The 24,146-nt window shown below is 64.9% G+C and carries 22 protein-coding genes and 1 pseudogene; 4 read left to right on the top strand and 19 right to left on the bottom strand.

Translation table 11 applies throughout. The features are described 5' to 3' along the window. Positions 1-81 precede the first annotated feature (81 nt). The 17 genes from NCR38_RS33495 to NCR38_RS33415 form a co-directional block, all read right to left on the bottom strand. Positions 82-957: a LysR family transcriptional regulator gene (locus NCR38_RS33495; protein WP_061116985.1), complete on the bottom strand. Its 876-nt coding sequence runs from the start codon at positions 955-957 to the stop codon at positions 82-84. A 568-nt stretch (positions 958-1,525) separates the two neighbouring features. Further along, the gene (locus NCR38_RS33490; RefSeq protein ID WP_086960829.1) at positions 1,526-2,221 is read right to left on the bottom strand and encodes a GntR family transcriptional regulator; all 696 of its coding nucleotides are present in this window, start codon (positions 2,219-2,221) and stop codon (positions 1,526-1,528) included. A gap of 58 nt (positions 2,222-2,279) precedes the next feature. After that, positions 2,280-2,678 carry an oxalurate catabolism protein HpxZ gene (gene hpxZ, locus NCR38_RS33485; RefSeq protein ID WP_061116983.1) on the bottom strand — a complete coding sequence of 133 codons (399 nt, stop codon included), beginning with the start codon at positions 2,676-2,678 and terminating at the stop codon, positions 2,280-2,282. Then, on the bottom strand, positions 2,678-3,337 hold the full coding sequence (locus NCR38_RS33480; protein ID WP_061116982.1) for a cysteine hydrolase family protein: 660 nt from the start codon (positions 3,335-3,337) through the stop codon (positions 2,678-2,680). Before NCR38_RS33480 ends, hpxZ begins: the two co-directional genes overlap by 1 nt. A 4-nt stretch (positions 3,338-3,341) precedes the next feature. After that, positions 3,342-4,340, bottom strand: coding sequence for a formamidase (locus NCR38_RS33475; protein ID WP_061116981.1), 999 nt, complete (start codon positions 4,338-4,340; stop codon positions 3,342-3,344). 14 nt (positions 4,341-4,354) lie between these two features. Then, the gene (locus NCR38_RS33470; protein ID WP_061116980.1) at positions 4,355-5,950 is read right to left on the bottom strand and encodes an ABC transporter ATP-binding protein; all 1,596 of its coding nucleotides are present in this window, start codon (positions 5,948-5,950) and stop codon (positions 4,355-4,357) included. Between the two features lie 2 nt (positions 5,951-5,952). Next, complete coding sequence (locus tag NCR38_RS33465) at positions 5,953-6,645, bottom strand: cysteine hydrolase family protein (RefSeq protein ID WP_061116979.1); 693 nt, start codon at positions 6,643-6,645, stop codon at positions 5,953-5,955. Positions 6,646-6,670: 25 nt separating this feature from the next. Next, complete coding sequence (locus NCR38_RS33460) at positions 6,671-7,597, bottom strand: ABC transporter permease (protein WP_061116978.1); 927 nt, start codon at positions 7,595-7,597, stop codon at positions 6,671-6,673. Next, positions 7,590-8,705: an ABC transporter permease gene (locus tag NCR38_RS33455; protein WP_061116977.1), complete on the bottom strand. Its 1,116-nt coding sequence runs from the start codon at positions 8,703-8,705 to the stop codon at positions 7,590-7,592. Before NCR38_RS33455 ends, NCR38_RS33460 begins: the two co-directional genes overlap by 8 nt. A gap of 22 nt (positions 8,706-8,727) precedes the next feature. Beyond that, a complete protein-coding gene (locus NCR38_RS33450) occupies positions 8,728-9,825 on the bottom strand; it encodes a BMP family ABC transporter substrate-binding protein (RefSeq protein ID WP_061116976.1) in 1,098 nt (365 codons plus the stop codon). Then, positions 9,822-11,654: an allophanate hydrolase gene (gene atzF / locus NCR38_RS33445; RefSeq protein ID WP_086960827.1), complete on the bottom strand. Its 1,833-nt coding sequence runs from the start codon at positions 11,652-11,654 to the stop codon at positions 9,822-9,824. Before atzF ends, NCR38_RS33450 begins: the two co-directional genes overlap by 4 nt. A 269-nt stretch (positions 11,655-11,923) precedes the next feature. Beyond that, positions 11,924-12,943: an ABC transporter substrate-binding protein gene (locus NCR38_RS33440; protein ID WP_061116975.1), complete on the bottom strand. Its 1,020-nt coding sequence runs from the start codon at positions 12,941-12,943 to the stop codon at positions 11,924-11,926. A 24-nt stretch (positions 12,944-12,967) separates the two neighbouring features. Beyond that, positions 12,968-13,876, bottom strand: coding sequence for an SMP-30/gluconolactonase/LRE family protein (locus NCR38_RS33435; protein ID WP_061117256.1), 909 nt, complete (start codon positions 13,874-13,876; stop codon positions 12,968-12,970). A gap of 49 nt (positions 13,877-13,925) precedes the next feature. Further along, on the bottom strand, positions 13,926-14,912 hold the full coding sequence (locus NCR38_RS33430) for an ABC transporter permease (RefSeq protein WP_061116974.1): 987 nt from the start codon (positions 14,910-14,912) through the stop codon (positions 13,926-13,928). Then, positions 14,909-15,859, bottom strand: coding sequence for an ABC transporter permease (locus NCR38_RS33425; RefSeq protein ID WP_061116973.1), 951 nt, complete (start codon positions 15,857-15,859; stop codon positions 14,909-14,911). The genes NCR38_RS33430 and NCR38_RS33425 overlap by 4 nt, the downstream gene beginning before the upstream one ends. Then, a complete protein-coding gene (locus tag NCR38_RS33420; protein ID WP_061116972.1) occupies positions 15,856-17,337 on the bottom strand; it encodes a sugar ABC transporter ATP-binding protein in 1,482 nt (493 codons plus the stop codon). The genes NCR38_RS33425 and NCR38_RS33420 overlap by 4 nt, the downstream gene beginning before the upstream one ends. Positions 17,338-17,370: 33 nt before the next feature. Continuing rightward, a complete protein-coding gene (locus tag NCR38_RS33415; protein WP_061117255.1) occupies positions 17,371-18,405 on the bottom strand; it encodes a substrate-binding domain-containing protein in 1,035 nt (344 codons plus the stop codon). Positions 18,406-18,935: 530 nt separating this feature from the next. Between NCR38_RS33415 and NCR38_RS33410 the strand changes: the two genes are divergently transcribed. Next, a complete protein-coding gene (locus NCR38_RS33410) occupies positions 18,936-19,238 on the top strand; it encodes a hypothetical protein (protein ID WP_086960825.1) in 303 nt (100 codons plus the stop codon). A gap of 82 nt (positions 19,239-19,320) precedes the next feature. Here NCR38_RS33410 and NCR38_RS33405 read toward each other — a convergent pair whose 3' ends face one another. Next, entirely contained in the window at positions 19,321-19,842 is a 522-nt protein-coding gene (locus tag NCR38_RS33405) for a hypothetical protein (protein WP_143756295.1), read from the bottom strand. A gap of 10 nt (positions 19,843-19,852) precedes the next feature. On the opposite strand from NCR38_RS33405, the pseudogene NCR38_RS33400 reads away from it, so the two are divergent. Both NCR38_RS33400 and NCR38_RS33395 read left to right on the top strand, forming a co-directional pair. Beyond that, positions 19,853-20,113 (top strand): annotated as a pseudogene (locus NCR38_RS33400) (amino acid ABC transporter permease); the annotation flags it as partial. Positions 20,114-20,137: 24 nt separating this feature from the next. Next, positions 20,138-21,745 carry a rhodanese-like domain-containing protein gene (locus tag NCR38_RS33395; RefSeq protein ID WP_061116969.1) on the top strand — a complete coding sequence of 536 codons (1,608 nt, stop codon included), beginning with the start codon at positions 20,138-20,140 and terminating at the stop codon, positions 21,743-21,745. A gap of 54 nt (positions 21,746-21,799) precedes the next feature. Here the strand turns inward: NCR38_RS33395 and NCR38_RS33390 are convergent, their stop codons facing one another. Further along, positions 21,800-23,167, bottom strand: coding sequence for an LLM class flavin-dependent oxidoreductase (locus NCR38_RS33390; RefSeq protein WP_061116968.1), 1,368 nt, complete (start codon positions 23,165-23,167; stop codon positions 21,800-21,802). Positions 23,168-23,398: 231 nt separating this feature from the next. Between NCR38_RS33390 and NCR38_RS33385 the strand changes: the two genes are divergently transcribed. Continuing rightward, complete coding sequence (locus NCR38_RS33385; protein ID WP_250478511.1) at positions 23,399-24,142, top strand: SDR family NAD(P)-dependent oxidoreductase; 744 nt, start codon at positions 23,399-23,401, stop codon at positions 24,140-24,142. The last annotated feature ends 4 nt before the right edge of the window (positions 24,143-24,146 follow it).

The following is a 24,146-nucleotide window of genomic DNA, read 5'->3' as shown; positions in this document are numbered from 1 at the left end:
GCGACGAAAAAGCGTGCGGCCAATGCCGTTTTCTGCGGCGGGCGATGCCTGCGAGGCATCACCCGCCGGGCCGTCGAGCCGCTAGGCCAGCAGTTCGACGAAACGCTTCAGCGCGGGATTGGCCTCCTGCGCGACGAAACAGAATTCGAGCGGCAAAGGCACGGAGAGATCGCGCAATTCGACAAAGCGCACCCGGGCGGGCGGCCGGTCGCGATTCGCGGCATTGACGATGGCCGCGCCCATTCCCGCCGATACCAGCGAGAGAATCGCCGTTTCCGTCGATGCTTCCTGGCGGATATCGAGCGTGAGCCCCCGTTCGGCGCACGCTGCAAGCAGGCGGTCGTAATACGCGGGATAGACGCGGCGCGGAAACGCGATGAACGGCTTGCCGGCGAGTTCTCGCGCATCGACGGCGCCCGCGCTGCCTTGCTGCCACGATTCCGGCACCGCCAGCACGACGTTCTGGTCGAGCACATGCACGCTCGCGATGCCTTCGGGCAGCGCGCCGAAGCGATAGGCAAAACCGCCGTCGAGCCGCCCCGCAGCCAATGCATCGAGCTGTTCGGGCGTGTTCATCGGCGTGAGTTCGAGTGCGACATCCGGCGCGGCCTGTTCGAAGGCGCTCAGCGCGCGCGAAACGATGCCGCTCCACGCAGCGTTTTCGACGAACCCGATACGCAGATGCCCTTGCACGCCGGATGCGATGCGGCGCGCGAGCCGGTTCGCGGCATCGACGCGCCCGAGAATGCCGCGCGCTTCCGAAAGATACGCCTCGCCCGCCGGCGTCAGCTTCAGGCCGCGCGGCGTTCGCTCGAACAGCGTTGCGCCGATGGCGTCTTCGAGATCCTGAACCTGCCGGGATATCGCCGGTTGCGTCACGTGCAGGTGCTCTGATGCGGCCCGCACGCTGCGCAACTCGGCGACAGCGATGAAATAGCGAAGATGCCGAAGCTCCATGTCCTTTCCTGCGCGATCGGAGTGTCCAGTTGCCAGCACTCACTGCAATGATCTTGACATGCTTCGGTGCCGGAGCAAAGGCTTCCATCGAAGGACAAGTGGTGCGCCAATGGTCATTCCCCGCTCAACGATAGGTGCAAAGCCGGACGACATCTCTTGGAGGTTCCCGAGCGTACAGGGTCCAGTTCGTCGCGTGCTTAAGCCTTCGTCGTTGGTTGGACCGGCACTCGCGCCACCGGAATGGGCACCGGCCGCTTAAGCTGATGATGTGCCGCACACAGCATGGCATCCAAACGATGCGTGGTTTCGACCTCACGACGCCGGAGGGCGGGCATTCGTAACGTTACGGCGGCCGTCTCATCTCCGCCCAGACCGGCACGGTCAGAAAACTTGTCTGGGTGGCTGGAACTGGCCGGTTGCCGAAGATCGCGATAATAGCGAGGACGTCAGCGTCGGCAATGGCAGGGACTTCGAACCGCCACACTGTGCTGAACTTCCAGCGGACCGCGACCTCGCTCGCGGCTACTCAGGCATCGAACGGATCTTCAAAGGCAGACGATGCCGCCCCTCACCCAACGAACGGCAACTTCCGATCGCGCGCCTCCGTCAACATCGACACGGTAATCTTGCGCACCTCCAGCTTGCTTTGAGTGATATGCGCGCGCAGCAGCATGGCCGCTTCGCCGTACTTGCCGCGATCGATGAAGCGCAGCATCTTCGCGTGCTCATCGTAGGTCGCGCTCGTGCGATGCGGCTTCAGGAAATCCAGCCGCCGCACAATCCGGATGCGCTCCGTTACTTCGTTATGCACGCGCAGCATCTCGCCATTGCCGCTCGCGCGCACGAGTCCGCGATGAAAGTCCTCGTCCATGCCGAACATCAAGACCGGATCGCTCTGCTGCGCATCGGGCGACACGCACCAGACCGATTTCAGGGCATCGATCTCCGGATGCGGCGGCGCGGTGCTCGCCAGTTTGTCGAGTGACGCGGTCTCCAGCACGATGCGCAAGTCATACAATTGATCGAGCTGCGCGAAGTTGATCTCGGATACCTTCCAGCCACGCCTGAACCCGACTTCGAGATAGCCTTCACGCAGCAAGCGAAACAGCGCGTCGCGCATCGGCGTACGGGACACCCCGTAGTATTGCGCGATGTCGGTCTCCGAGAAGCGATCGCCCGGAAACAGGCGAAAGCTGAAGATGTCTCGCTTTAACCGCTGATAAACCTGCTCGGCAAGCGGATTGGCGCTCTGAATGGCGCGCACGCCGCTGCTGTCCGTAAGTTTGGGCGAGTTGATTCGCTGTCTCCGGCTAATGCCTCTTTCAGGGCGTTTCGATCAGGCTCACATGCGCCGCGACGATGGTCCATCCCGCGAACGCATTCGATGCATCGCCGATGCGCGCCCATGTCTGCATCTGACGTCCAAGCAAAGGCGTCGCGTCGCTTTTGAACTCGGTGCTCACGCAGGCGTAGTCCGCGCCGAACGTCGTCACCACCGTTCGATGCAAACGCCGCGAACGCGGCACCGGCGCGCACGTCTCACGCCAGCGGCGGATTTCATCGCCGCCATGCTGCACTTCCGCGATGCCATATCGTACCGTTTCAGGCGCGTGCCAGAACAGCACGTTCATGGTTTCGACATCGTTATCCACGAGCGCCTTTTCATAGGCGATAAACGCGCGCTCGACTTCGGCCACCGTTTCGGGACGATTCACTTCCATCAATTCTCCACCAGGTCAGCGAGCGTAGCCGTCCATCCGACGATGCCGCCCTGCGAGCGAATCATCTCGATGGTCGCGGTCTTGAACGCCGGAATGTAGCTTGCCGTCGCGTCTTCGATCAGCACGCATTCGTAGCCGCGATCGTTCGCTTCGCGAATGCTCGTCTGCACGCAGACTTCGGTCGTGACGCCCGCGAACACGAGATGCGTGATGCCGCGTCGCGCGAGTTCCTCGTCGAGACGCGTCGCATAGAACGCGCCTTTGCCGGGCTTGTCGATGACGATCTCGCCTGCGATGGGCGCGACCGCGTCGACGATGGCGTTGCCCGGTTCTCCGCGCACGAGGATGCGACCCATCGGTCCCATATCGCCGATGCGCGCCCGCGGTGCGCCGCGCAGCCGCTTTGCATCGGGACAATCGGAGAGATCGGGCGCATGAGATTCGCGCGTATGCACGACGAGCCAGCCGCGATCGCGCGCATGGTCGAGCAGATGCGCGACAGTCGGCACGATCGACGCAAGCAGCGACACATCGTTGCCGAGCGCTTCGCCGAAGCCGCCCGGCTCGACGAAATCGCGCTGCATGTCGATCACGATCAGCGCCGTATGCGCCGCATCGAATGTGAAAGGCGATGGTTGAGCGCGCGTCAGAGTAAGCATCGCATCAGCCCTCGTATCGGCGTTCGGGTCTCGGAAAACCGCATGACGTCCCGTCCTTTACGACGACTTCGTGATCCCAGGGCAAACGATATTCGCCACGCACCATGTCCTGCATGAACGTGTACGGACAATCCTGCGCACCGCCCTTCACGGCCACATAACCACGATGCCCGAACTGATAGATGTTGTTCTCCACGCCCCAGTGAATGCGTGCTTCGCGCACGAGATCCGGGCGCATCTCACACGTGATGATTTCATCCGGGCGATGACTGCCTTCGACCATCACGGTGCCGTCGAAATCGCAGAACATGCCTTCGCCCATCGAGTCGAACGTGCCGTCGCTGCCGCACAGACACACGCTCGCGGTCTGCGCGAGGTTCTGGAATGCGTTCGATTGATTCGTGATCGTCCATGCATGGCGAATAGGCGCGGTGTAGCCCGCTGTACGCAAGATGATTTCCGCGCCCTTGTAAGCGGCCTCGCGCGCCATCTCCGGAAACATGCCGTCATGACAGATGATGAGCGACAGCTTCGCCCCCTTCGGCCCGATACACACCGGCACGCCGAGATTGCCCGGCTCCCACGGCTCGACCGGCACCCAGGGATGCAGCTTGCGATAGTAGAGCTGCACCTCGCCCCGATCGTCGATGATGATCCCGCTGTTATAGGGATTGCCGCCCGGATTGCGCTCCATGATGGAGAAACATCCCCAGATGCGATGCTCGATGCACGCCGCCTTGAACGCCGCCACTTCGGGCCCGTCGAGCGAACACATGATGGCATCGTTCGTATCCATCGAGAGCCCGTGCAGCATGTATTCGGGGAATACGACGAGATCCATCGACGGGTTATTGCGGCGTGCCTTGCCGATCAGTTCGACGATGCGCCCCGTCTGCGCGGCCAGTTGTTCCGGCGTGGCGACATCGGGATTCTGCAACTGCACGAGACCCACGACGATGCCTTGCGGCGACTTGTTCAATCCACCGAGACCGCTTGAACTCATTCTTCCTTGCTCCCTTATGCGTGAACGGCGAGCGGCTCAGATGTATCGGCCGCGGCGCTTTCGACATGACCCGCCATGTGTCTTCCCAACGCGACGCGATCCGCGCCGCTCGCAGCCGTCTCGTGCACCAGCCGCCCTTCCGCCATCACCGCGATGCGATCCGCCAGTTCCAGCAGTTCATCGAGGTCTTCGCTGACGAGCAGCACGGCAGCGCCCGCATCGCGCGCAGCGAGAATGCGCGCATGAATATCCGCGACCGATGCGAAATCGAGCCCGAAAACGGGGTTCGCGACGATCAGCACATTCACCGCTTGCCCCAGCTCGCGCGCAAGCACGGCGCGCTGCACATTGCCGCCCGACAGCGTGCCGATGGCGCGTGCCGGCACCGGCGGCTTGACGTTGAATTCGGCGATGAGACGTTCGGCGCGCTCGCGCATCGCGCGGCGATCGAGACGCCAGCCGTGGCGCTTCATCGGCGCGCGGTCGAAGTCGCGCAAGGCGAAGTTATCCTCGATGCTCATGTTCGCGACGCACGCGTTGCGCAGCGGTTCTTCGGGCAACGCAAACACGCGCAGCCGCGTCATCTCCTCACGCGTCGCGCGGTACGGCGCGCCATGCATACGCATCTCTCCGCCATGCACGCGGCGCTGGCCGACGAGCGCCTCGATCAGTTCCTTCTGTCCATTGCCCGATACGCCCGCGATGCCAAGTATCTCGCCCGACTTCACGCTCAGCGAAACGTCACGCACCGCCCGATGTCCACGATCGTCGATGACGTTGAGGCTCGAAAGCGCGAGACGTACCGGCGCATTCGCATCGAGCGGCTTGCGTTCGGGCCGCGTCTCAGCGAGCTCGGGATCGTCCTTCTTCGATGCTTCACCGCCCATCATCCACGCGGCCAGCCTGTCGCGGCTCGTCTGCGCGACCGCGCTCGTGCCGACGAGCTTGCCTTTGCGCAACACGGTGACATCGTCTGCGTAAGCCATCACTTCGCGGAACTTGTGCGTGATCATCAGCACCGTGAGTTCGCCGCGCGTGGCGAGCTCGCGCATCAGGCCGAGCACTTCGTCGGCTTCCTGCGGCGTGAGTACCGATGTGGGTTCATCGAGAATCAGGAAACGCTGCTGCAAATAGAGCTGTTTCAGGATTTCGAGCTTCTGCTTTTCTCCTGCGGCGAGAGCGGAAACGGGCGCATCGAGCGGCAGGCGAAAGGGCATGGAACGCATGAAGGCATCGAGCGCGGCGCCTTCCTTCGGCCAGTCGATCTTCCATGGCAATCGTCCGCGTGCGAGCAGCAAGTTCTCTTCGACCGACAAGCCCGCCGCCAGCGTGAAATGCTGATACACCATGCCGATGCCGAGCGCTTGCGCATCGCGCGGCGAGGCGATCTTCACCTGCCGCGTATCCGCGACGATCTCGCCGTCATCGAGCACGCCATAGCCGACAAGCCCTTTGACGAGCGTGCTCTTGCCCGCGCCGTTTTCGCCGAGCAGCGCATGCACGGTGCCCGCGCGCACCTTGAGCGTCACGTCGTCGAGCGCGGTGAACGCGCCGAAGCGCTTGGTCGCGCCGAGCACTTCCACGCTCATCGCTTTGGTCGGGGCGTTCATGGTCAGCGTCCCAAGGTTGCGAGCAAGGCCTTCGAATCCGATACCGTGCCGAACACGCCGCCCTGCATCAGCACCATGTTGAGCGCAGCGTCGTGATTGCCCTGATCGGTCGCGCCGCAGCAGTCCGCGAGGATGGTGCATTCGAAGCCGCGATCGTTCGCTTCGCGCATCGTCGTGTGGACGCAGACATCGGTCGTGATGCCCGTCAACACCAGATTCACGATGCCGCGCGTACGCAATACCATTTCGAGGTCCGTCGCGCAGAACGAGCCTTTGCCGGGCTTGTCGATGACGATCTCGCCTTCGATGGGCTTCAGTTCGTCGATGATCTCCCAGCCCGGTTCGCCGCGCACGAGTATCTTGCCGCAAGGCCCGTCGTCGCCGATGCCGACGCCGTTCGTTCCCGCACGGCGGCTTCTCCATCGCTTGTTGGCGGGCAAGTCCGACAGATCGGGCCGATGCCCTTCGCGTGTATGAATGATCGTGAAGCCTTGTTCGCGCATCAGCGTGAGCACGTTCCTGATCGGTTCGATCGGCGCGCGCGTCATCGACAGGTCATAGCCCATCTTGTCGACATAACCGCCGATGCCGCAGAAATCCGTCTGCATGTCGATAATGACGAGCGCGGTGTTGTCCGGCCGCAGATTGCCGTCGTAAGGCCACGGATAGGGACGTGCTTCGATGAAGCGGCTCATGTGTTTGGCTCCGTGAGAGTGGCGTTCAGCGCGTGAGACTGAGCTCGCCGGGCGCGCCCGCGAGCGTGCGGTCGGGACGGCAATTGATCATCATGATGACGAGCGTGAGCACGTAGGGCGCGGCGTTGAAGAGGTAGTAACCGCTCGTCACGCCGATGGCCTGCAACGCAGGGCCGAGCGCCCCCGCCGCGCCGAAGATCAGCGCGGCCCACAGGCACCGCAACGGCTGCCAGCGCGCGAAGATGACGAGCGCGACGGCCATCAGACCTTGTCCGCTCGACAGGCCTTCGTTCCAGCTTCCCGGATACACCAGCGACAGATACGCGCCGCCCACGCCCGCGAAGAATCCGCCGACCGTCGTCGCGAGAATGCGCACCCGCGTGATCGGATAACCCATCGCGCGGGCGCTTTCCGCGTTCTCGCCGACGAGACGCAAAGCCATGCCCCAGCGCGTATGACGCAAGCCCCATTGCAGCGCGAATGCCAGCGCCACGCCGATGATGAAGAGCGGATTGACATGCAGCGCGTTATGCAACTGCGGCGACGATGCCCATGAGCCGAAGTCGAGCGATGACAACATCGGCGCTTGCGGTTCGATGAACGGCTTGCCGAGATAGAACGCGAGGCCGGTGCCGACGAGCATCAGCGCAATGCCGAACGCGATGTCCGACACGCGCGGCAATGAGCACACGAGGCCGTGCAGACAGCCGAGCAGCAAGCCGGCGCAGCCGGCCGCGAGCACGCCGAGCCACGGCGAGCCGGAAAGATACGCGGCGGCGTAACCGGTCATCGCACCGGATACGAGAATGCCTTCGAGGCCGAGATTGACGCGCCCGCCCTTCTCCGTCAGACATTCGCCGATGCTCACGAACAGATACGGCGTGCTCACGCGAACGGCGCCCGCGAACAGCGACAGCAGCAGCACGGCGACGGGTGAATGTGCATCAAACATGAGTGCCCTCCAGTCGAACCGGCGAATGCGCGACCGACATCGCCTGCAGCCTGATGCGCCATGCCTCGAGGCGGCCGCCCATCGCTTCCCACGCGAGCAGATTGGCGAATAGCAGGCCTTGCAGGACGAGCGTGGTGGCATCGGGCAAACCCAGGCGGCGCTGCAAGAGCGAACCGCTTGCTTCGATACCGCCGACGAGCACCGCGCACAGAATGATCGACAACGGGTTCTGACGCGCCGCGAACGCGACGAGAATCCCCGCATACCCGTAACCGGCGAGCAGCGATGCGTTCGCGCTGCCCTGCACCGCCGCGACTTCGAACATGCCCGCGAGACCGGCCGCCGCGCCGCCCATCGCGCAGGCTGCGATCGCGAGTTTGTTCACCGGCAGGCCGACGAGTTTCGCCGCATGGTTGTTGCCGCCCGCGATGCGCATCGCGAAGCCTTTGGTGCTGTGGCGCACGAACACCCACGCCGCGACGCATGCGAGCGCGCCCCAGAACAAGCCCCAATGCACATCGAGGCCGGGCAACGAACCGACGGCGAACGCATCGGGAACGGGCGGCGTCGAAGGCTTGTTGAGACTGGCGGGATCGCGCAACGGACCTTCGACGAGATGCTTGAACAGCGCAATCGCGATATACGACATCAACAGGCTGCTGATGGTCTCGTTCACGCCGCGCAGTTGGCGCATCGCGCCGACCGCGCCGATCCACACGCCGCCCGCGATCATGCCGGCGAGCGCCATCAACGGAGCGGCGATGAACCACGGCATCGCGGCGGGCACGACCGTCGCCACGACCGCCGATGCCAGTCCGCCGAGCGCCAGCGCGCCTTCGCCGCCGATCACGATCAAGCCGACCTGCGCGGGCAACGCGACGCACAACGCGGTGAGCATCAGCGGCGCGGCGCGCAGCAACGTGCTCTGCCACGCGAACGACGAGCCGAATGCGCCCTGCCCGATCAGCACGAGCGCATCGCCGGCCGGCTGGCCCTGCACGAGCAGGAACAGCGAAAACAGCAGCAGCGTGCCGATGAGCGCGCACAACGTCGGCAAAGCGGGCAACGCGCCCAGCGCCACGCGCGGTAACAGAGGATAAGAACGCATGACCGCTCCGCGAAGGTTTGAATCAGATCTGCCCGACGACGCCCGCGACGAGATAGTTCATGCTTTCGAGCTTGATATCCGTCTGCGCGTAAGCCGTGCCCGATGCAATGGCGCTGCCGCCCTTGTTGTCCTTCATCGGGCCTTTGAAGATCACGTAGTCGCCCGCCGCCATTTTCGATTTGATAGCGTCCGCATTCGACTTCGCGTCGGCGGTGACCTTCGCGCCGTAGGGCGACATCTTCACGAAGCCTTCTCTCAGGCCGCCGCGCAGGATGTTCGGCTGCGGCTTCGCGGTTTGCGCGTCCGTGACGAGTTCCTTGAAGGGCGTCGCCCAGTCCCACTCCGCGCCCGTCAGATAACCCTTCGGCGCAAGCGCAGCCTGACTCGCGTGATAACCGCAACTCATCGCGCCGCGTTTCTCCGCCGTTTCGATGACGACCTTCGGGCCATCGACGTGACAGGTCAGCACGTCGCATCCCTGATCGACGAGACTGTTGGCCGCTTCGGCTTCCTTGACCGGCATCGACCAGTCGCCGGTGAAGATGACGTGCGTGGTGATCGAAGGATCCACCGATTGCGCGCCGAGCGTGAATGCGTTGATATTGCGCAGCACTTGCGGAATCGGCTTGGCGGCGACGAAGCCGAGCTTCTTGCTCTTGCTCGCGTGTCCCGCGACGACGCCGTTGAGATACTGACATTCATCGATATAGCCGAAGTAGCTCGCGATATTCGGCGGATTGCCCTGCTTCCACAAACCGCCGCAATGCGCGAAGCGGACCTTCGGGTACTTCGCGGCCATCTTGAGCACGTGCGGATCGAAGTAACCGAACGAGGTCGCGAAGATGAGCGTCGCGCCGTCCTGTTCGATCATCGCTTCCATCGTCTTTTGCACGGCGACGGTCTCGGGCACGTTCTCTTCCTCGACCACCTTCACGCCCGGCATCTTCTTGATGATCGCCGCGGCCTGCGCCTGCGCCTGGTTATAGCCGTAATCGCCCTTCGCGCCGACATAGATCACGCCGACGGTGAGATTGCTTGCGCCGAAGGCGAGGTCGAACGGCAGCGCGCTGCCGAGCGCGAGTGCGCCCGCGCCTTTGATGAACTGGCGGCGATTGGTCATGACGTAGCTTCCTGTTTGAGTTGATCGCTGGATGATGAGACGAGGCTGTGCCGGTACGCGCGCCAGCCGCCGAACGACGTGATGTCGCGTGCGCCGCTTTCAGGCGCGACGGCGGCGGGTTCGCAGATGAACCCTTTGACGATGCGGCCATCGGCGGTCGTGACCGTGCCGATGCCGAGCGGCGCGGGAATCGCCGCGACGAATGCGCCGAAGGTCCGCACGGGCATGTCCCATAACTCGATGGCGATCGAGGTGCCATCGTTTCGGGTACGCACAAGTCCGGGCTTCGGCGGCTGGGTATCGGCCAATGCGTAGAGCCGGTAATGCGGCGACGTCACCGTTTCCTCGATGAACCGCGCGCCCGCCTGCTTCATCTGCCATTCGAGCGGCATGTTGCGCAGATGTGCGCCGACGACGGCCAGCGTGACGCTCGGCTCCTGAAGCGGCAGCGGATCGATGTCTGCATCGATAAGCGCCTGAAACTTTGCACCGAGCACCGCGAGCCGCTGATCCGCGCCCGACGGGCCGATCAGCGTGATGCCCGCGGGCAGACCATCGGCGCGCGGCAGACCCGGCACGGCAAGCGCGCACAGATCGAGCAGATTGACGAAATTCGTGTAGATGCCGAGACGGCTGTTCACTTCGACCGGTTTCGCCTGCACCTCCGCGATGGTCGGATGCGTCGGCGTCGTGGGCACGATCAGGATGTCGATGTCGTCGAACAGCGCTTCCGCCTCGCGCTTGAGCAGCATGAGCTCGTATTGCGCGTCGTAGGCATCGGCGGCGGAAAAGGCATCCGCTTTGCCGATCACCTTCGCTACGGTCGGATCGATGTCGTCGTGATTTGTGACGAAGAACCCGCCCAGCGCCGCGCGGCGTTCCGCGACCCAGGGGCCGTCGTAGAGCAACGCCGCCGTGCGTTGCATGGGCGCGAAGGGAAACGTCGCGGGCGCGAGGTTCAGGCGATCGAGCGTCGCCGCGAACGCGTCGGCCGCCTGCGTATCGCCGAAAAATTCGAGCGTGTCCGGAATCGCGAGACGCGGCGCATCCGGCAGCAAACCGAGCGATGCGACACGGCGCGAATAACCGTCGAGCGGATCGAAAGCGGCCATCTGTTGTAGGACGAGCCAGGCATCGGCGACGTCGTGCGCGAAGATCGACAGCGTATCGAGGCTCCTGCATGCGGGCACGACGCCGCGCTTGCTGACCAGTCCCAACGACGGTTTCAATCCGACGATGCCGTTGAAGCCCGCCGGCACGCGGCCCGAACCGGCGGTATCGGTGCCGAGGGAAAACGCGACGATGCCCTGCGCCACCGACACCGCCGAACCGGAACTCGATCCGCCCGACACATATTCCGGATGGCTAACCTGTCGCACGGCGCCGTGCGGCGAACGGGTGCCGACGAGCCCGGTCGCGAACTGATCGAGATTCGTCTTGCCGATAAGTATCGCGCCCGCATCGATGAGACGCTGCACCGCGAACGCCGTTTCGGCGGGCGTGTAGGCGAAGGCGGGGCATGCGGCGGTCGTCGGCAAGCCCGCGATATCGATGTTGTCCTTTACCGCGAACGGCACGCCGAAGAGAGGCTTGCTCTTGAAGATCGCAGGCCCGGCTTCAGCGAGTTCGCGTGCAAGCGACGCCGCTGTCGCTTGCAGATCCGACGTGGGAACGACGAGCGTCCATGCTTCCGGCCGCGCGCTGGCGTCGATGCGCGCCAGCGTCGCGGCGACGATTCGCTGCGGATCGGTGTCGCCGCGCGCGTAGGCATCGAGAAGTGCGCGGATGGTGAGCGGCGCGTTGTCGTCGGTGACAGCAGTCGCTTTCATGAGTTCAATCTTGAATACAAGTTGAACGCATTAATGCACTGTCCGTGCCAGTGATAACTTCGGGTTTTGAAACAAGCACTTGGCGTTAGTGTCGCCGACCCGTGCCGCTCTGCCGTGATCCATTCGGGTTCAGCGGCAACCCACTCGTGGTGCGATGAATCCCGCTGACGGTGCACTCGGCCGTCGCGTCAGAAGACATCCGCGATCGTCAGGACGACGGCGCGATGTCGGGGCGGCTCGAGCAACCGCCCCCACCCTCCCGACTTTTCCTACTTCTTCCCATCCACCACCGCGACGACTTCCTCGCGCGTGTATTCCTTGTTCGCCAACGCACCCGCAGGCGTCCTGGCGAGCACCGCGTCGAGCTCTTCCGGCTTCACTTCCAAGACTGGCATACGAATGTCGTGCGGCACCTTCTTGCCGGCAAGAATCTGCTGCGTCACCCAGAATGCGAACGAGGACGCGCCCGGCGGGATCGTCACCGACATCGTCTCGTAACCGCTCTTCTTCTGATCGGCCCACCAGGCGAGCTCTTCCTGCCGGTTGCCGAGAATGATGATCGGCGTCGGCCGGCCCGCGGCCTTGAGCGCCTGCGCAGCGCCGAAGCCGTCGCCGCCTTGCGTGACCACGCCGTCGATCTTCGGCAAGGTCGGCAGGATGCCCGCGACCTGCTTTTGCGCGACCGTCTGCGTCCAGTCTCCATGCACCGAACCGACGATCTTCATCCCCGGATATTTCTTGAGCTCATCGACGATGCCCTGATGAATCTCATCGTCCACGGAGACGCCGGCGAGTCCGCGAATTTCCAGCAGATTGCCTTTACCGTTCAGCCGCTTCGCCAGGTAATCGACCTGCATCCGGCCCATGCCCTGAAAATCCACCGCAATGCGATACGCGCACGGCTCGGTCGCGATGCCATCGAACGATACGACCGTCACGCCCGCGCCGCACGCCTGCTTGATGACGCCGTTGAGCGCCGTGGGCGAAACGGCATCGACGGCGATGGCCTTGAAGCCTTGCAGGATGAGGTTTTGAATCTGCTGGACCTGCTCGGTCGCCTGGCTCTCCGCCGTCGTGAAGCTGGGCGCCGCCGCGACGACCTTCTGCTTGACGGCCGGATCGGCAACGTTGGCCCAGCTCTTGAGCATCTGCTGGCGCCAGCTATTGCCCGCGTAGTTGTTCGACAGCGCGATCTTCATCGACGCCGTGTCGCCCGTTGCGACCTGCGCCGACGCGCCCGCCGACGCGGTAGCCATGCACAGCGCCACGGCAAGTATTCTTGTCTTCATGCTCGTCTCCGGTTATTGATGTTTTCATCGCCCCGCGCCGCGCACGCCGACATGAAGCGAATAGATCGATGACGTCGCCGCGATGAACAGGCGATTGCGATTGATTCCGCCGAACGTCAGATTCGCGACGACCTCGGGTATCAGAATCTTGCCGAGCAGCGCGCCGTCGGGCGCGTAGCAGTGCACGCCGTCTTCCGCGCTCGTCCAGACATTGCCGTGCTCGTCGATCCGCATGCCGTCCGGCACGCCGCTTTGCATCTCGATGAACACTCGGCCGTTACGCAATACGCCTTCGCCCGATACATCGAACACGCGGATGTGGCGCGGCGCGTGGTCGTCATGGGAAGCGGCGGAATCCGCGATATAGAGCCGCGATTCGTCCGGCGAAAAGGCCAGGCCGTTGGGCTTCACGAAGTCGTCGCAGACGAGTTGCACGCGCGCGCCGTCGGGCGATACGCGATACACGTTGCATCGGCCGATCTCGCTCTCGGCGCGATAGCCTTCGTAGTCGCTCAGAATGCCGTAATCGGGGTCCGTGAACCAGATGTCGCCCTTCGAATCGACGACGACATCGTTCGGCGAGTTCAGCCGCTTGCCTTCGAAGTGCGAGGCAAGCACCGTCACACTGCCGTCGTGCTCGGTGCGCGTCACGCGCCGCGCGCCGTGCTCGCAGCTCACGAGCCGCCCTTCGCGGTCGCGCGTGTTGCCGTTGCTGTAGTTCGATGGCGCGCGAAATACGCCGACGCCCATCCCCGGCGCCCAGCGCAACATGCGGTTATTCGGTATGTCGCTCCAGACGAGCAGGTCCGTCGCCGGAAAATAGACCGGCCCTTCGGCCCAGAGGCATTCGTCCGTCAGGCGGGAAAGGAACGCGTTCGGCTGAAGCAGCAGCCTGAAACGCGGATCATGCACTTCGAAATCGCTGGGTTTCATGTCGCCTCGTCCTTGTGTCGTCCTCGTGTCGTCCTTGTGGATTGCCATGTCAGCGCGCCGGCTTTCCGCCAGCCGCGACCGTCACCGCGATGATGAGCACGCCGTAGACGATCGAGCGCACGCCCGCATCGGCGCCGACCGCGTTGAGCGCGGCGTTCGTGAGAAACAGGAACATCGAGGCGCCCCACACGCCGACGATCGTCGCCTTGCCGCCCGTGACCAGCGTGCCGCCGATCACGACCACGGCAATCGAGATCAGCATGTACTCGACGCCCATATCGAGCGACGCGCCGCCCGATGTCGCCGCGAGCAGAAGCGCCGTGAGCGCCGCGATCATCGACGAAAGCACGTAGGCGAGGCACCGCGTGCGATGCACATTCACGCCCGCAAGCCACGCCGCGCGCGGATTCTGTCCGATGGCCGAAAGCCTGCGCCCATACACGGCGCGATGAAGCAGCACGGCAAGCGCGACCGACAAGGCGAGCGCGACGAGCGCGATATACGGCACATACAAGAGCCGGCTCGTGGCGAACGCGCCGAGCGCGGGCGGCGGCGGCGGAAGCTGACGCCCCTGCGTGATGGCGATCGACTGAATGATGAAGCTCGACGATAGCGTCGCGATGATGGGCGGAATGCGCAGCAGCCGGATCAGCGTGTAGTTCGCGAGCCCGACCGCCACGCCCACGCCGAGCGCCGCCGCCACGCCGAGCGCGATCTGGCCGTTGAGCCCGCCCATCGCGTGCATGCCGACGACGCCCGCGAGCGCGATCGTCGATGGCACCGATAGGTCGATGTTGCCGACACCCGAGGTGATGACGAGCATTTGCCCGAGACCGACCAGCACCATGAACACGCCGTAGGTGAGGGCCGTCTGCGCGACATTGCTCGCGATGCCGAAGCCGAAGATGCCGACGATGCCGAACCACACGAGCACGGTGCCGACGAAGGACCACGCCCACGGCGCCTGAATGCCCTTGAGCCGCGCCCACGCGGTGTCGTTGTTGGCGAGCGCTTCGCCCGATGTCTGCGATTTCATTGCCGCTCCCCGCGTTGCAGCAGCACGCGCAACGACAGCACGACGATCAGGATCGCGCCCTGCATACCGACTTGCCAATCCGCCGAAATGTTGAGAAAGGCGAGGAACGACGCCGCGAGCGTGAGCGTGATCGCACCGAGCACCGCGCCGATGACCGATACGCGCCCGCCGACGAATTCGCCGCCGCCGAGTATGACCGCCGCAATCGAAAGCAGCGTGTAGCGCAGGGCGAGATTCGCGTCGGCGGACGTCGTGAGCCCGAGCAGCGAAAGGCCGGACAGCACGCCGAACACGCCCGCGATGCCATAGAGCGTCGCCTTGCTGCGCACGAGCGACCAGCCGAAGCGCCGCATCGCGCGCGGATTGCCGCCCGCGCCGCGGATGCGCACGCCAGCCGACGTGCGCATCAGCAGAATGTGTCCGACGATGGCGATCAGCACCGACCACACGATCGGCGCGGCGATGACCGGCGTCTGATAGCTCATCGCCGTGCCGAGCCAGCCGGGGCTCGTGCCGCCCGGCGAAGGCAGCAGCACGATCGCAAGCCCGCTCCACACGAAGGACAGCCCGAGCGTCACGACGATCGACGGAATCTGGCGCAGTTCGATCAGCGCGCCGACGGCGGCATACGCGAGCACACAGGCGGCGAGCGCGAGCGCGCCGAGCCACGGCTGCTTGACGAGCAGCGTCGCGCCGATGCACGCGACGAGACTCACGAACGGACCGATGGACAAGTCGAGATCGTTGACGGTGATGATCGCGAGCTGCGCGAGTGTGGCCAGCACGATCGGCACCGCGAGATTGAGCAGCAGGCTCGATCCGAAATAGCTCATCACCGTGGGTTGCATGACGAGAATCGGCACCAGCACCGCGACGAGCGAGATGGCGGGAAGCAGCGCGCGCAGACGCGCTTGCGTGTCCCGGAACGTGATGCGCGCGGATGTCATGCGGCCTGCTCCTCGAAACTTGCGGCGAGCAGCGCTTCTTCCGTGCATTCGTCGGCATGCAGCACGCGCGTCACCGCCGACGAGCGAAAAACATACGTGCGGTCGCAATGCGACAGCTCTTCGTTTTCCGTCGTGTACCAGATGAAGGTGCGGCCTTTCGCGGCTTCGTCGTGAACGAGCCGGTAGATGTCGCGTTTGGTGCCGACATCGACGCCGCGCGTCGGATCGTCCATGAGGATGAGCTGCGCGTCCGACGAAAGCGCGCGCGCGAACAGCACCTTCTGCTGGTTGCCGCCCGAAAGCGACAGGATGCCCGCGCTCATCGGCGCGCCGCGTATGCCGATCTTCGCGCGCCACGCTTCCACGAGCGCGCGCGCCGCCGCGAGATCGACGAGACCGTGCTTGCGTTTCGCGCCGCCGACGAGCCACCGCAAATCGAGATTCTGCGCGATGGACCACACCGGGAACACGCCGTCGCGCCCGCGATCGCCCGCCACGAACGCGGCTTTCATGCGCCCCGCGCCGTGGCCCGTCGCTGCCTCGTAGATGGCAAGCAGCGCTTCAGTCTGACCTTGCCCGGCGAGTCCCGCGAATCCGACGATCTCCCCGCGCGACGCCTCGATCGACGTATGTTTCCTCGCGCCGACGTGCCAGCGAAAAGGCTTTTCGTCGCGCTGTTCGTTGCGCATGCGCGCGGCGGCCGGCGTCTTCTCCGCTTCGAGATGCTGGCCCATCGCCTGAATGATCGACGCCCGGTTCGCCTCGCTGCCCGGCAGCACGCCGACGATGCCGCCGTCGCGCATCACCATGACGCGATCCGCGACGCGCTCGATTTCGCCGAGCATGTGCGTGATGAGCAGGCATGTGATGCCGCGCTGCGCCGCGCGCCGCACGAAGGCGAGCAGTTGATCGGCGGTATGGGCATCGAGGGAGGACGTCGGCTCGTCGAGGATCACGAGACGTACGGGCGCGTCCGTCACCGTGAACCCGCGCGCGATCTCGACCATCTGCTGTTGCGTGAGCGTCAGATCGGAGACGAGTTCGTTGCCCTTGAGCCCGTTACCCGGAAAAATTTCTTCGAGCTTCTCGCGCATGAGCGCCGTGGCCCTGCGCCGCCAGCCGCGTCCGCGCAAGCGCGGATGCACGATCGTCATGTTCTCCGCGACCGTCAGGTTTGCGCACAGTGAAAGCTCCTGAAATACGCAGCGCACGCCGGCTTCGCGCGCGGCGTTGGCGTCGTAGTGCGGTGCGTTCTGGCCGTCCACTTCGATGCGGCCCTGCGTCGGCGCATACACGCCCGCGAGCACGGCCATGAGCGTGGATTTGCCCGCGCCGTTGTGTCCCGCGATACCCACGCATTCGCCGCGCATGAATGCGAAGTCGATGTCCGCGAGCGCGCGCACCCGCCCGAAGGTCTTGCCGACGCCTTCGAAGCGAATCAGCGCGCGCTGTTCCTCTGTGCCGGGTGTTGCGCTCATTCACATGCCTCCATGCGTGGCGACGTCACATGCTTACTTCTTGTCGAGCAAGGCCACGGTCTGCGGCAGCGTGTACGTCACATCGGCGATGCCGCCCGGTGGCGTCGCGGCGAGCTTCGCCGGCAACGCCTGTTGCGAGATGGCGAGCAGCGGCACGTTGATCGTCACTTCCTTCGGGATTTTCTTGCCCGCGAGCACCTGCTGCGCGACCCAGAACGCAAACGACACCGCGCCCGGCGGATTCGACAGCGAGCGCGACTCATAACCGGTCTTCGCCTGCTCGCTCCACCATTGCAGTTCGGGATAGGTGCTGCCGATGATCATCGGCGGCGCGGGACGATTCGCGGCCTTGAACGCCTGCGCGATGCCAAACGACATCTCGCCTTCGGTGGCGACGCCATCGACTTGCGGCAGTGTCGGAAGAATGCCGGCCACCGCCTTCTGCGCGACCGATTGCGTCCAGTCGCCGTTCACGGAGCCGACGAGCTTGAGCCCCGGATGCTTCTTGAGCCCTTCCAGCACGCCCTCGTGCATGAGGTTGTCGACGGAAATGCCTGCCACGCCGCGCACTTCCAGTATGTTGCCCTTGCCGTCGAGCTTCGTCGCCAGATAGTCGACGCCCTGCTCCGCCCAGCCCTTGAAGTCGAAATTGACGCGATACGCGCACGGCTCGTCGACGACGCCATCGAACGACACGACGACCACGCCCGCGGCGCAGGCTTTCTTGATCGTACCGTTGAGCGCGGTCGGCGATACCGCGTCGATGACGATCGCGTTATAGCCTTGCAAGATCAGGTTCTGAACCTGCTGCGCCTGTTCCGTCACCTGATTTTCGGCGGTCGTGAACGCGGGCGCGGCCGCGATCTTCTTGTCGGCCACCGCCTGCTGGGCGACGGCGCTCCAGCTCTTGAGCATCGACTGCCGCCACGCGTTACCCGCGAAGCTGTTCGATAACGCGATCTTCTTCTGCGCGGTGTCGCCGGTCGCGACCTGCGCGTGCGCGCCGCCTGCGAGCGCGCAAGCGGCGAGCGCCAGCGCGGCTCTCACCTGCACTCCTTTACGGAACATCGAGTCGTCTCCTTTCATTTTTCTTGTCGAGAGGCGCTGAGCGACTTTATCTACAGCACGCCCCTTCCGGGCGCATCGACGGAGTGCCGATGCGACGCTTCCAGTCTGTCTGCTTGATTCGTCCTGCGGTCAGGCCAATCGTAGTGGTCAGGCCACTCGATCGCGGAGCCAGTATAGCGACTGTTGGGTGGCTCGTGCAATCGCAGACGTTACCGGTAACAGCGTTGGAGAAAACGTCGGGCCTTAATCGACGAGCGCCAGGCGCGCGGCGTCACGCGGCGCGTCACGTTTCACACGATCCGACTCGTTCGACGGTAATTGGTTGCCGTGCGGACGACGCTTGCGAGTGCGGGATTACCCTCATCGCGCGAGCATCCGTGAATGCGCTGGCGGAGGCAAACATCGGCGTATTCCGAAGCGATTTATCATTGAGGACGTTTGCACGCACAACGTCAGCGGCTCGGATTCAGGCGGAGGATCGCTGATCGCCGCATTCCGATAGTCGTCAAACCGCAGCGGAGAAACAAGTAATGGAGAACGGCGAATCGCCACGGCGTGTGGCTTACAAGAATGAAACCCAGGCCGGCGGCCCGGGCTGGCTCGGCCGGTCGCTGGCCGTCGTTCTGAGCGTGATCGTGCTCGTCGCGGCCGCGATGCTGTCGCTGATCCTGCTCGCCATCCTCTTCGGGGTCGGCACGATCGTCGTCGGCTATCTCTGGTGGAAGACGCGCGCGCTGCGCCGGGCGCCGCGCGCGTTCGGCGATGACGGCAGAACCGTCGACATGGAGATCTTTCACGAGAACGCTTCTGACGACGATCCCGCGCGACGCTGACGATCGTTACTGATCCTCCGTGCGCGGAAAAGGCTCTCGATCGGCCACGGCGTGCTAGCGCGCGCCACCCGACGCGCCCGCATCAACGCGGCCTGTGCAGACGATAACCGGCGCGCGCAGCATCGCCGATTTGCGCGGGCAACTGCTCCTCCCATTGCAGATACTTCGTGATCGCCGCGACGTTGCCCTCGTGACGATCGTGCGCCCAGAACAGATAGTCGATCCGCGCTTCGTCGGCGGGATGCTGCGGCGTGGCATCCACCGGCAAGTCGGCCGCGCGCCACGCCGCGACGCCGCCGCGCACGCATTCGATCTGCGCGTCCGGCACGCGTTCGCGCAGATCGATCGCGACGAGCGAAGCGAGCGTGTCGTCGTCGCCGAACACGACGGCGGCCTGTTTCTCGCGCAACGTGTCGATGACCGCATCGAGACGCGCGCGGTTGACCCACTCCGCGCCCGCCGGATGACCCTTCCGGTACGCCGCGCTCGATCCCGCGACGAAGCCCGCCGCGCCCTCCCGCAATCGTTGCGCGGCCACCGGCGGCGCGATCCATGCCTGCGCGCGTGGCGGCGCATCGAAGTCCGCGGCGCGTCGATTGCGCACGAGCGTCACGCATATCGTGCTGCCGCAATGCGCGCGCCGCATGTTGCCGCCGTGGACGAACGTGTATGCGATCATCACGATGGGCACGGCGCTGTCTTCGCTCCTCGGCATCCACGATCTGATCGATACCGCGCAGATCGCGAGCAGCACGGTCGCGCGTTCCAGCTTCACGGTGCTCACGTATGTCGCCACGCTCGTCGTGTTCTTCGCGTATTGCTATCCGGTTTCGCGCTTCACGCGCTGGCTCGAACGCCGCGTGAACGTCCAGTAAACCCGTCACATCGAATCTGCCGGAATGACCTCTTATCCGCTGCGCACGTATGAAGACGTGCGCGAAACGCTCCTTTCCAAAGGGGAGCTCGCCCTGCTCGACGTGCGCGAGGAAGATCCGCACGCGCAGTGTCATCCGCTGTTCGCAGCGAATTTTCCGCTTGCCCGCATCGAACTCGATGCCTGCACGCGCCTGCCGCGCCGCGACGTGCCGATCGTGCTGTTCGACGACGGCGAAGGACTCGCGGCACGCGCCTTCGAGCGGTTCGCCGCACTCGGCTTCAGGCAGGTCGCGCTGCTCGCGGGCGGCCTCGACGGCTGGATTCGCGCAGGCGGCGAAGTGTTCCGCGACGTCAACGTGCCGAGCAAGGCGTTCGGCGAGTTCGTGGAAGCGCGGCGCCACACGCCATCGCTTTCGGCCGAAGCGCTCGACGCCTTGCAAAAGAGCGGCGCGGACGTGGTCGTGCTCGACGCGCGCCGCTTCGGCGAATACCGCACGATGAACATTCCCGGCAGCGTCAGCGTGCCCGGCGCGGAACTGGTGCTGCGCGCACGTGCGCTCGCGCCGGATCCGGCGACGCGCATCGTCGTGAACTGCGCGGGCAGGACGCGCAGCATCATCGGCGCGCAATCGCTCGTCAACGCCAAGCTGCCGAACCCCGTCGCAGCCCTGCGCAACGGCACGATCGGCTGGACGCTCGCGGGAAAGACCCTCGAACACGGCAGCGAACGGCGCTTCGATATCGATGCAGGACGCGATCCGCATACGCTCGATGCATCGCGCCGGTCGGCGCACGCGCTCGCCACGCGCGCCGGCGTGCGCCGCACCTCGCTAGACGAAGCGGCGCGCTGGGCGAGCGAAGCATCGCGCACGACGTATCGCTTCGACGTGCGCACGCCGGATGATTACGAAGCCGGCCATGCGCCCGGCTTTCGGGACGCGCCCGGCGGCCAGCTCGTGCAGGAAACGGAGATGTATGCGCCGGTGCACGGCGCGCGCGTCGTGCTCTTCGACGACGACGGCGTGCGCGCGAACATGACCGCGTCATGGCTCGCGCAGATGAACATCGAAACTTATGTCGTCGATGGCGCGAATCGCGGCGACCTGACGGAAACCGGCCCGTATCGTCCCGAGCGGCCGCAGCCCGCGCCTTTACCGACGATTTCGCCGCAGGCCCTTGCCGCGCTTCTCGACGATCCGTCGCACGGCGTGGTGCTGCTCGACGTCGCGCCAAGCGCGAAGTTCGTGAAAGCGCATATTCCCGCGGCGCACTGGATCTTGCGTTCGCACCTCGCGCCCGGCTACGACGATTTGCGCAATCTGCCCGACGCGCGGCGCTACGTGCTGACCTGCGGCTCGGGCGCGTTGGCGGCGTTCGCCGCCGCGGATGTCGCCGCACTGACCGGCAAGTCTGTGTCCGTGCTCGATGGCGGCAATGCGGCGTGGACACGCGCGGCACTGCCGACCGAGGGCGGAGCGTCGCAGCTCGCATCGCCGCCCATCGATCGTTATCGCCGTCCCTATGAGGGCGTCGGCAATGCGCGCGAAGCCATGCAGGCGTATCTCGATTGGGAGTATGGCCTCGTCGCGCAACTGGACCGCGACGGCACGCACGGCTTTTTCGTGATCTGAGAAAAGCGCGCGACTTTCCCAGGCAGTTGCGCACCGCATCGCGGGCGGCGCTCCTCAGGCCGCCCGATAACGCGCACCGGGATGAGTGTCCCGCAGATGGGGCCCGCCGCCCGCGAACAGCTTCTCCCGCAAGGTGCCGTCCGCATAGGCCGCGCGGTAACGGCCGCGGCTCTGCAACTCCGGCACGACCAGATCGACGAACGCATGCAGGCTCTCCGGCATGACCGTGCGCCGCAGATTGAAGCCATCGACGCCCGTTTCATCGGCCCACGCGACGAGCTGATCCGCCACTTCTCGCGGATCGCCAACAATGAACGGGCCGCGGCCGCCGATCTGATCGAAGCGCGTCATGTCGCGCGGCGTGATCGGCCGCCCGGCACGCTTCGTCAGGTTTTCGACGGTCGATTGCAGCGCGTTGCTCTTGACAAAGCGGATCGGCTCGTCGAGATCCATCGCCGCGAAGTCGATGCCGGTCCATCCCGACACGAGTGCCAGTTGACCGGGCGTATCGACATATTCCGCGTATTCGGCGTGTAGCTCGCGCGCTTCCCTGGATGTACGGGCCACCACGACCGTCGCGCCGAGATAAAGGAGCACGTCGTGGGGAGCGCGGCCGGCATCGACGGCATGCTTGCGGATGTCGCGCGCCGCCGCCGCGACGATGGCAGGCGTCTGGCCTTCGAGGAACACGCATTCCGCGTGCTTGCCCGCGAACGCCTTGCCGCGTCCCGATGCCCCGGCCTGATACAACACCGGCGTGCGCTGCGGCGAGGGCTCCGCGAGGTTGAAGCCATCGACGCGAAAGTACGGCCCTTCGTGCGACACGCGGCGGATCTTCGACGGGTCCGTGTACGGCTTGCCCGTGCGCTTGTCACGCACGACCGCGCCGTCCGTCCAGCTTCCTTCCCATAACTTGTAGACGGCTTCGAGGAAGTCCTCGCCCGCCGCGTAGCGCTCATCGTGCTCGCGCGCTTTCTCAAGTCCCATGCCGCGGGCCGCGCTCTCCAGATATCCGGTGACGACGTTCCAGCCCGCGCGCCCGCCGGTCAGATGATCGAGCGTGGAAAAGCGCCGCGCGAACTGATACGGATGCTCGTACGTCAGATTGACGGTCACGCCGAAGCCCAAGTGCTTGGTCGCATGCGCCATCGCGGGCACCGTCAGCATCGGATCGTGCGAGGGCGATTGCGCAGCGGCGAACAGGGTCGCGTCGACGCCACCGCCATAGACGTCGTAGATGCCGAAGACATCGGCCAGAAACACGCCGTCGAACAGGCCACGCTCGGCAGTCCGTGCAAGCTCGACCCAGTAGTCGAGCGTGTTGTGTTCGAGAGAACGGTCGCGCGGATGCCGCCAGAAGCCGGCCCACGAATGCGCGGGTGCATTCATGTGAAACGCGTTGAAATGGAGATGTCTGTTCATGGTGCGCGCTCTTTGTCCCGGCCGGCATTTCGCAGCGATACACACTAGGAGAGAGGCCGCATCGCGCCAACCAAGTTAATCAGCTAAGCAATTTGAGCGGTCGCTGCAAAACCCATTACGCCTGTCGTGGATACCTCAGTGGACCCGTCATGCAGAGCTTTCGCGAAATGATCCGTTCGTCCTGGCGAGACGAGCGACCAACATGGAGAGCTTTCATTCCATGTTCAGTCCATGTCCAGTCACGACCAGTTCAATGACCGGGTTTTCTGGGTCACAGGCGCATTCGGCGCGCTCGGAGCGGCCGTCGTGCGAAGACTCGCTTTCGGGGGCGCGCATGTCGTCGCGTCCTCGCGCAACGTCGATGCCCCGCTCTTCACGGACTTGCCCCGCGTCGTCCCGCTTTCCGTGGACGTCGCCGACGACAGGCGCGTACGCGAGGCCTTTGCGCACATCGACCAACGATTCGGCCGTCTCGATGGCCTCGTGCTCAGCACGAACGTCGGCGCGTTCGGCGACTTTCTCGACCTGGACGACGACGACTGGCAACGCGTCATCGATGCGAAGCTGCTCGGCTCTGTGCGGCCGATCCGTGCGGCGCTGCCGCGCTTCATCGCGCAGGGCAAGGGCGCGATCGTCGCGATTTCCGGCCGCGGCGGCATTGCACCGCCGCCGAACCATTTCCCCGGTTCGAGCGTCAACGCCGCGCTCGATCTGCTCGTGCAGGGCCTCGGGCGCAAGTACGGGCCTCATGGCGTGCGCGTCAACGCGGTCGCGCCCGGCCCGATCGAGACCCCGCGCTTCGCGTCGATGGCGACCGGTCAGGCCGATGCCGAACCCACGCGTCTCACCGCGCTGCAAGGCCCCGGCACGCCCGGCGACGTCGCGGCGGCGGTCACGTATCTGCTCTCGGACGATGCCCGCTTCGTCACCGGCACGCGTCTCTATGTCGATGGCGGCGGCCCGCCCTACGCCTGATTTT

It is taken from the genome of Caballeronia sp. INML1 (assembly GCF_023631085.1).
GTDB classification, from domain to species: Bacteria; Pseudomonadota; Gammaproteobacteria; order Burkholderiales; family Burkholderiaceae; genus Caballeronia; species Caballeronia turbans.
This window is presented reverse-complemented; position numbering and strand designations above follow the sequence as displayed.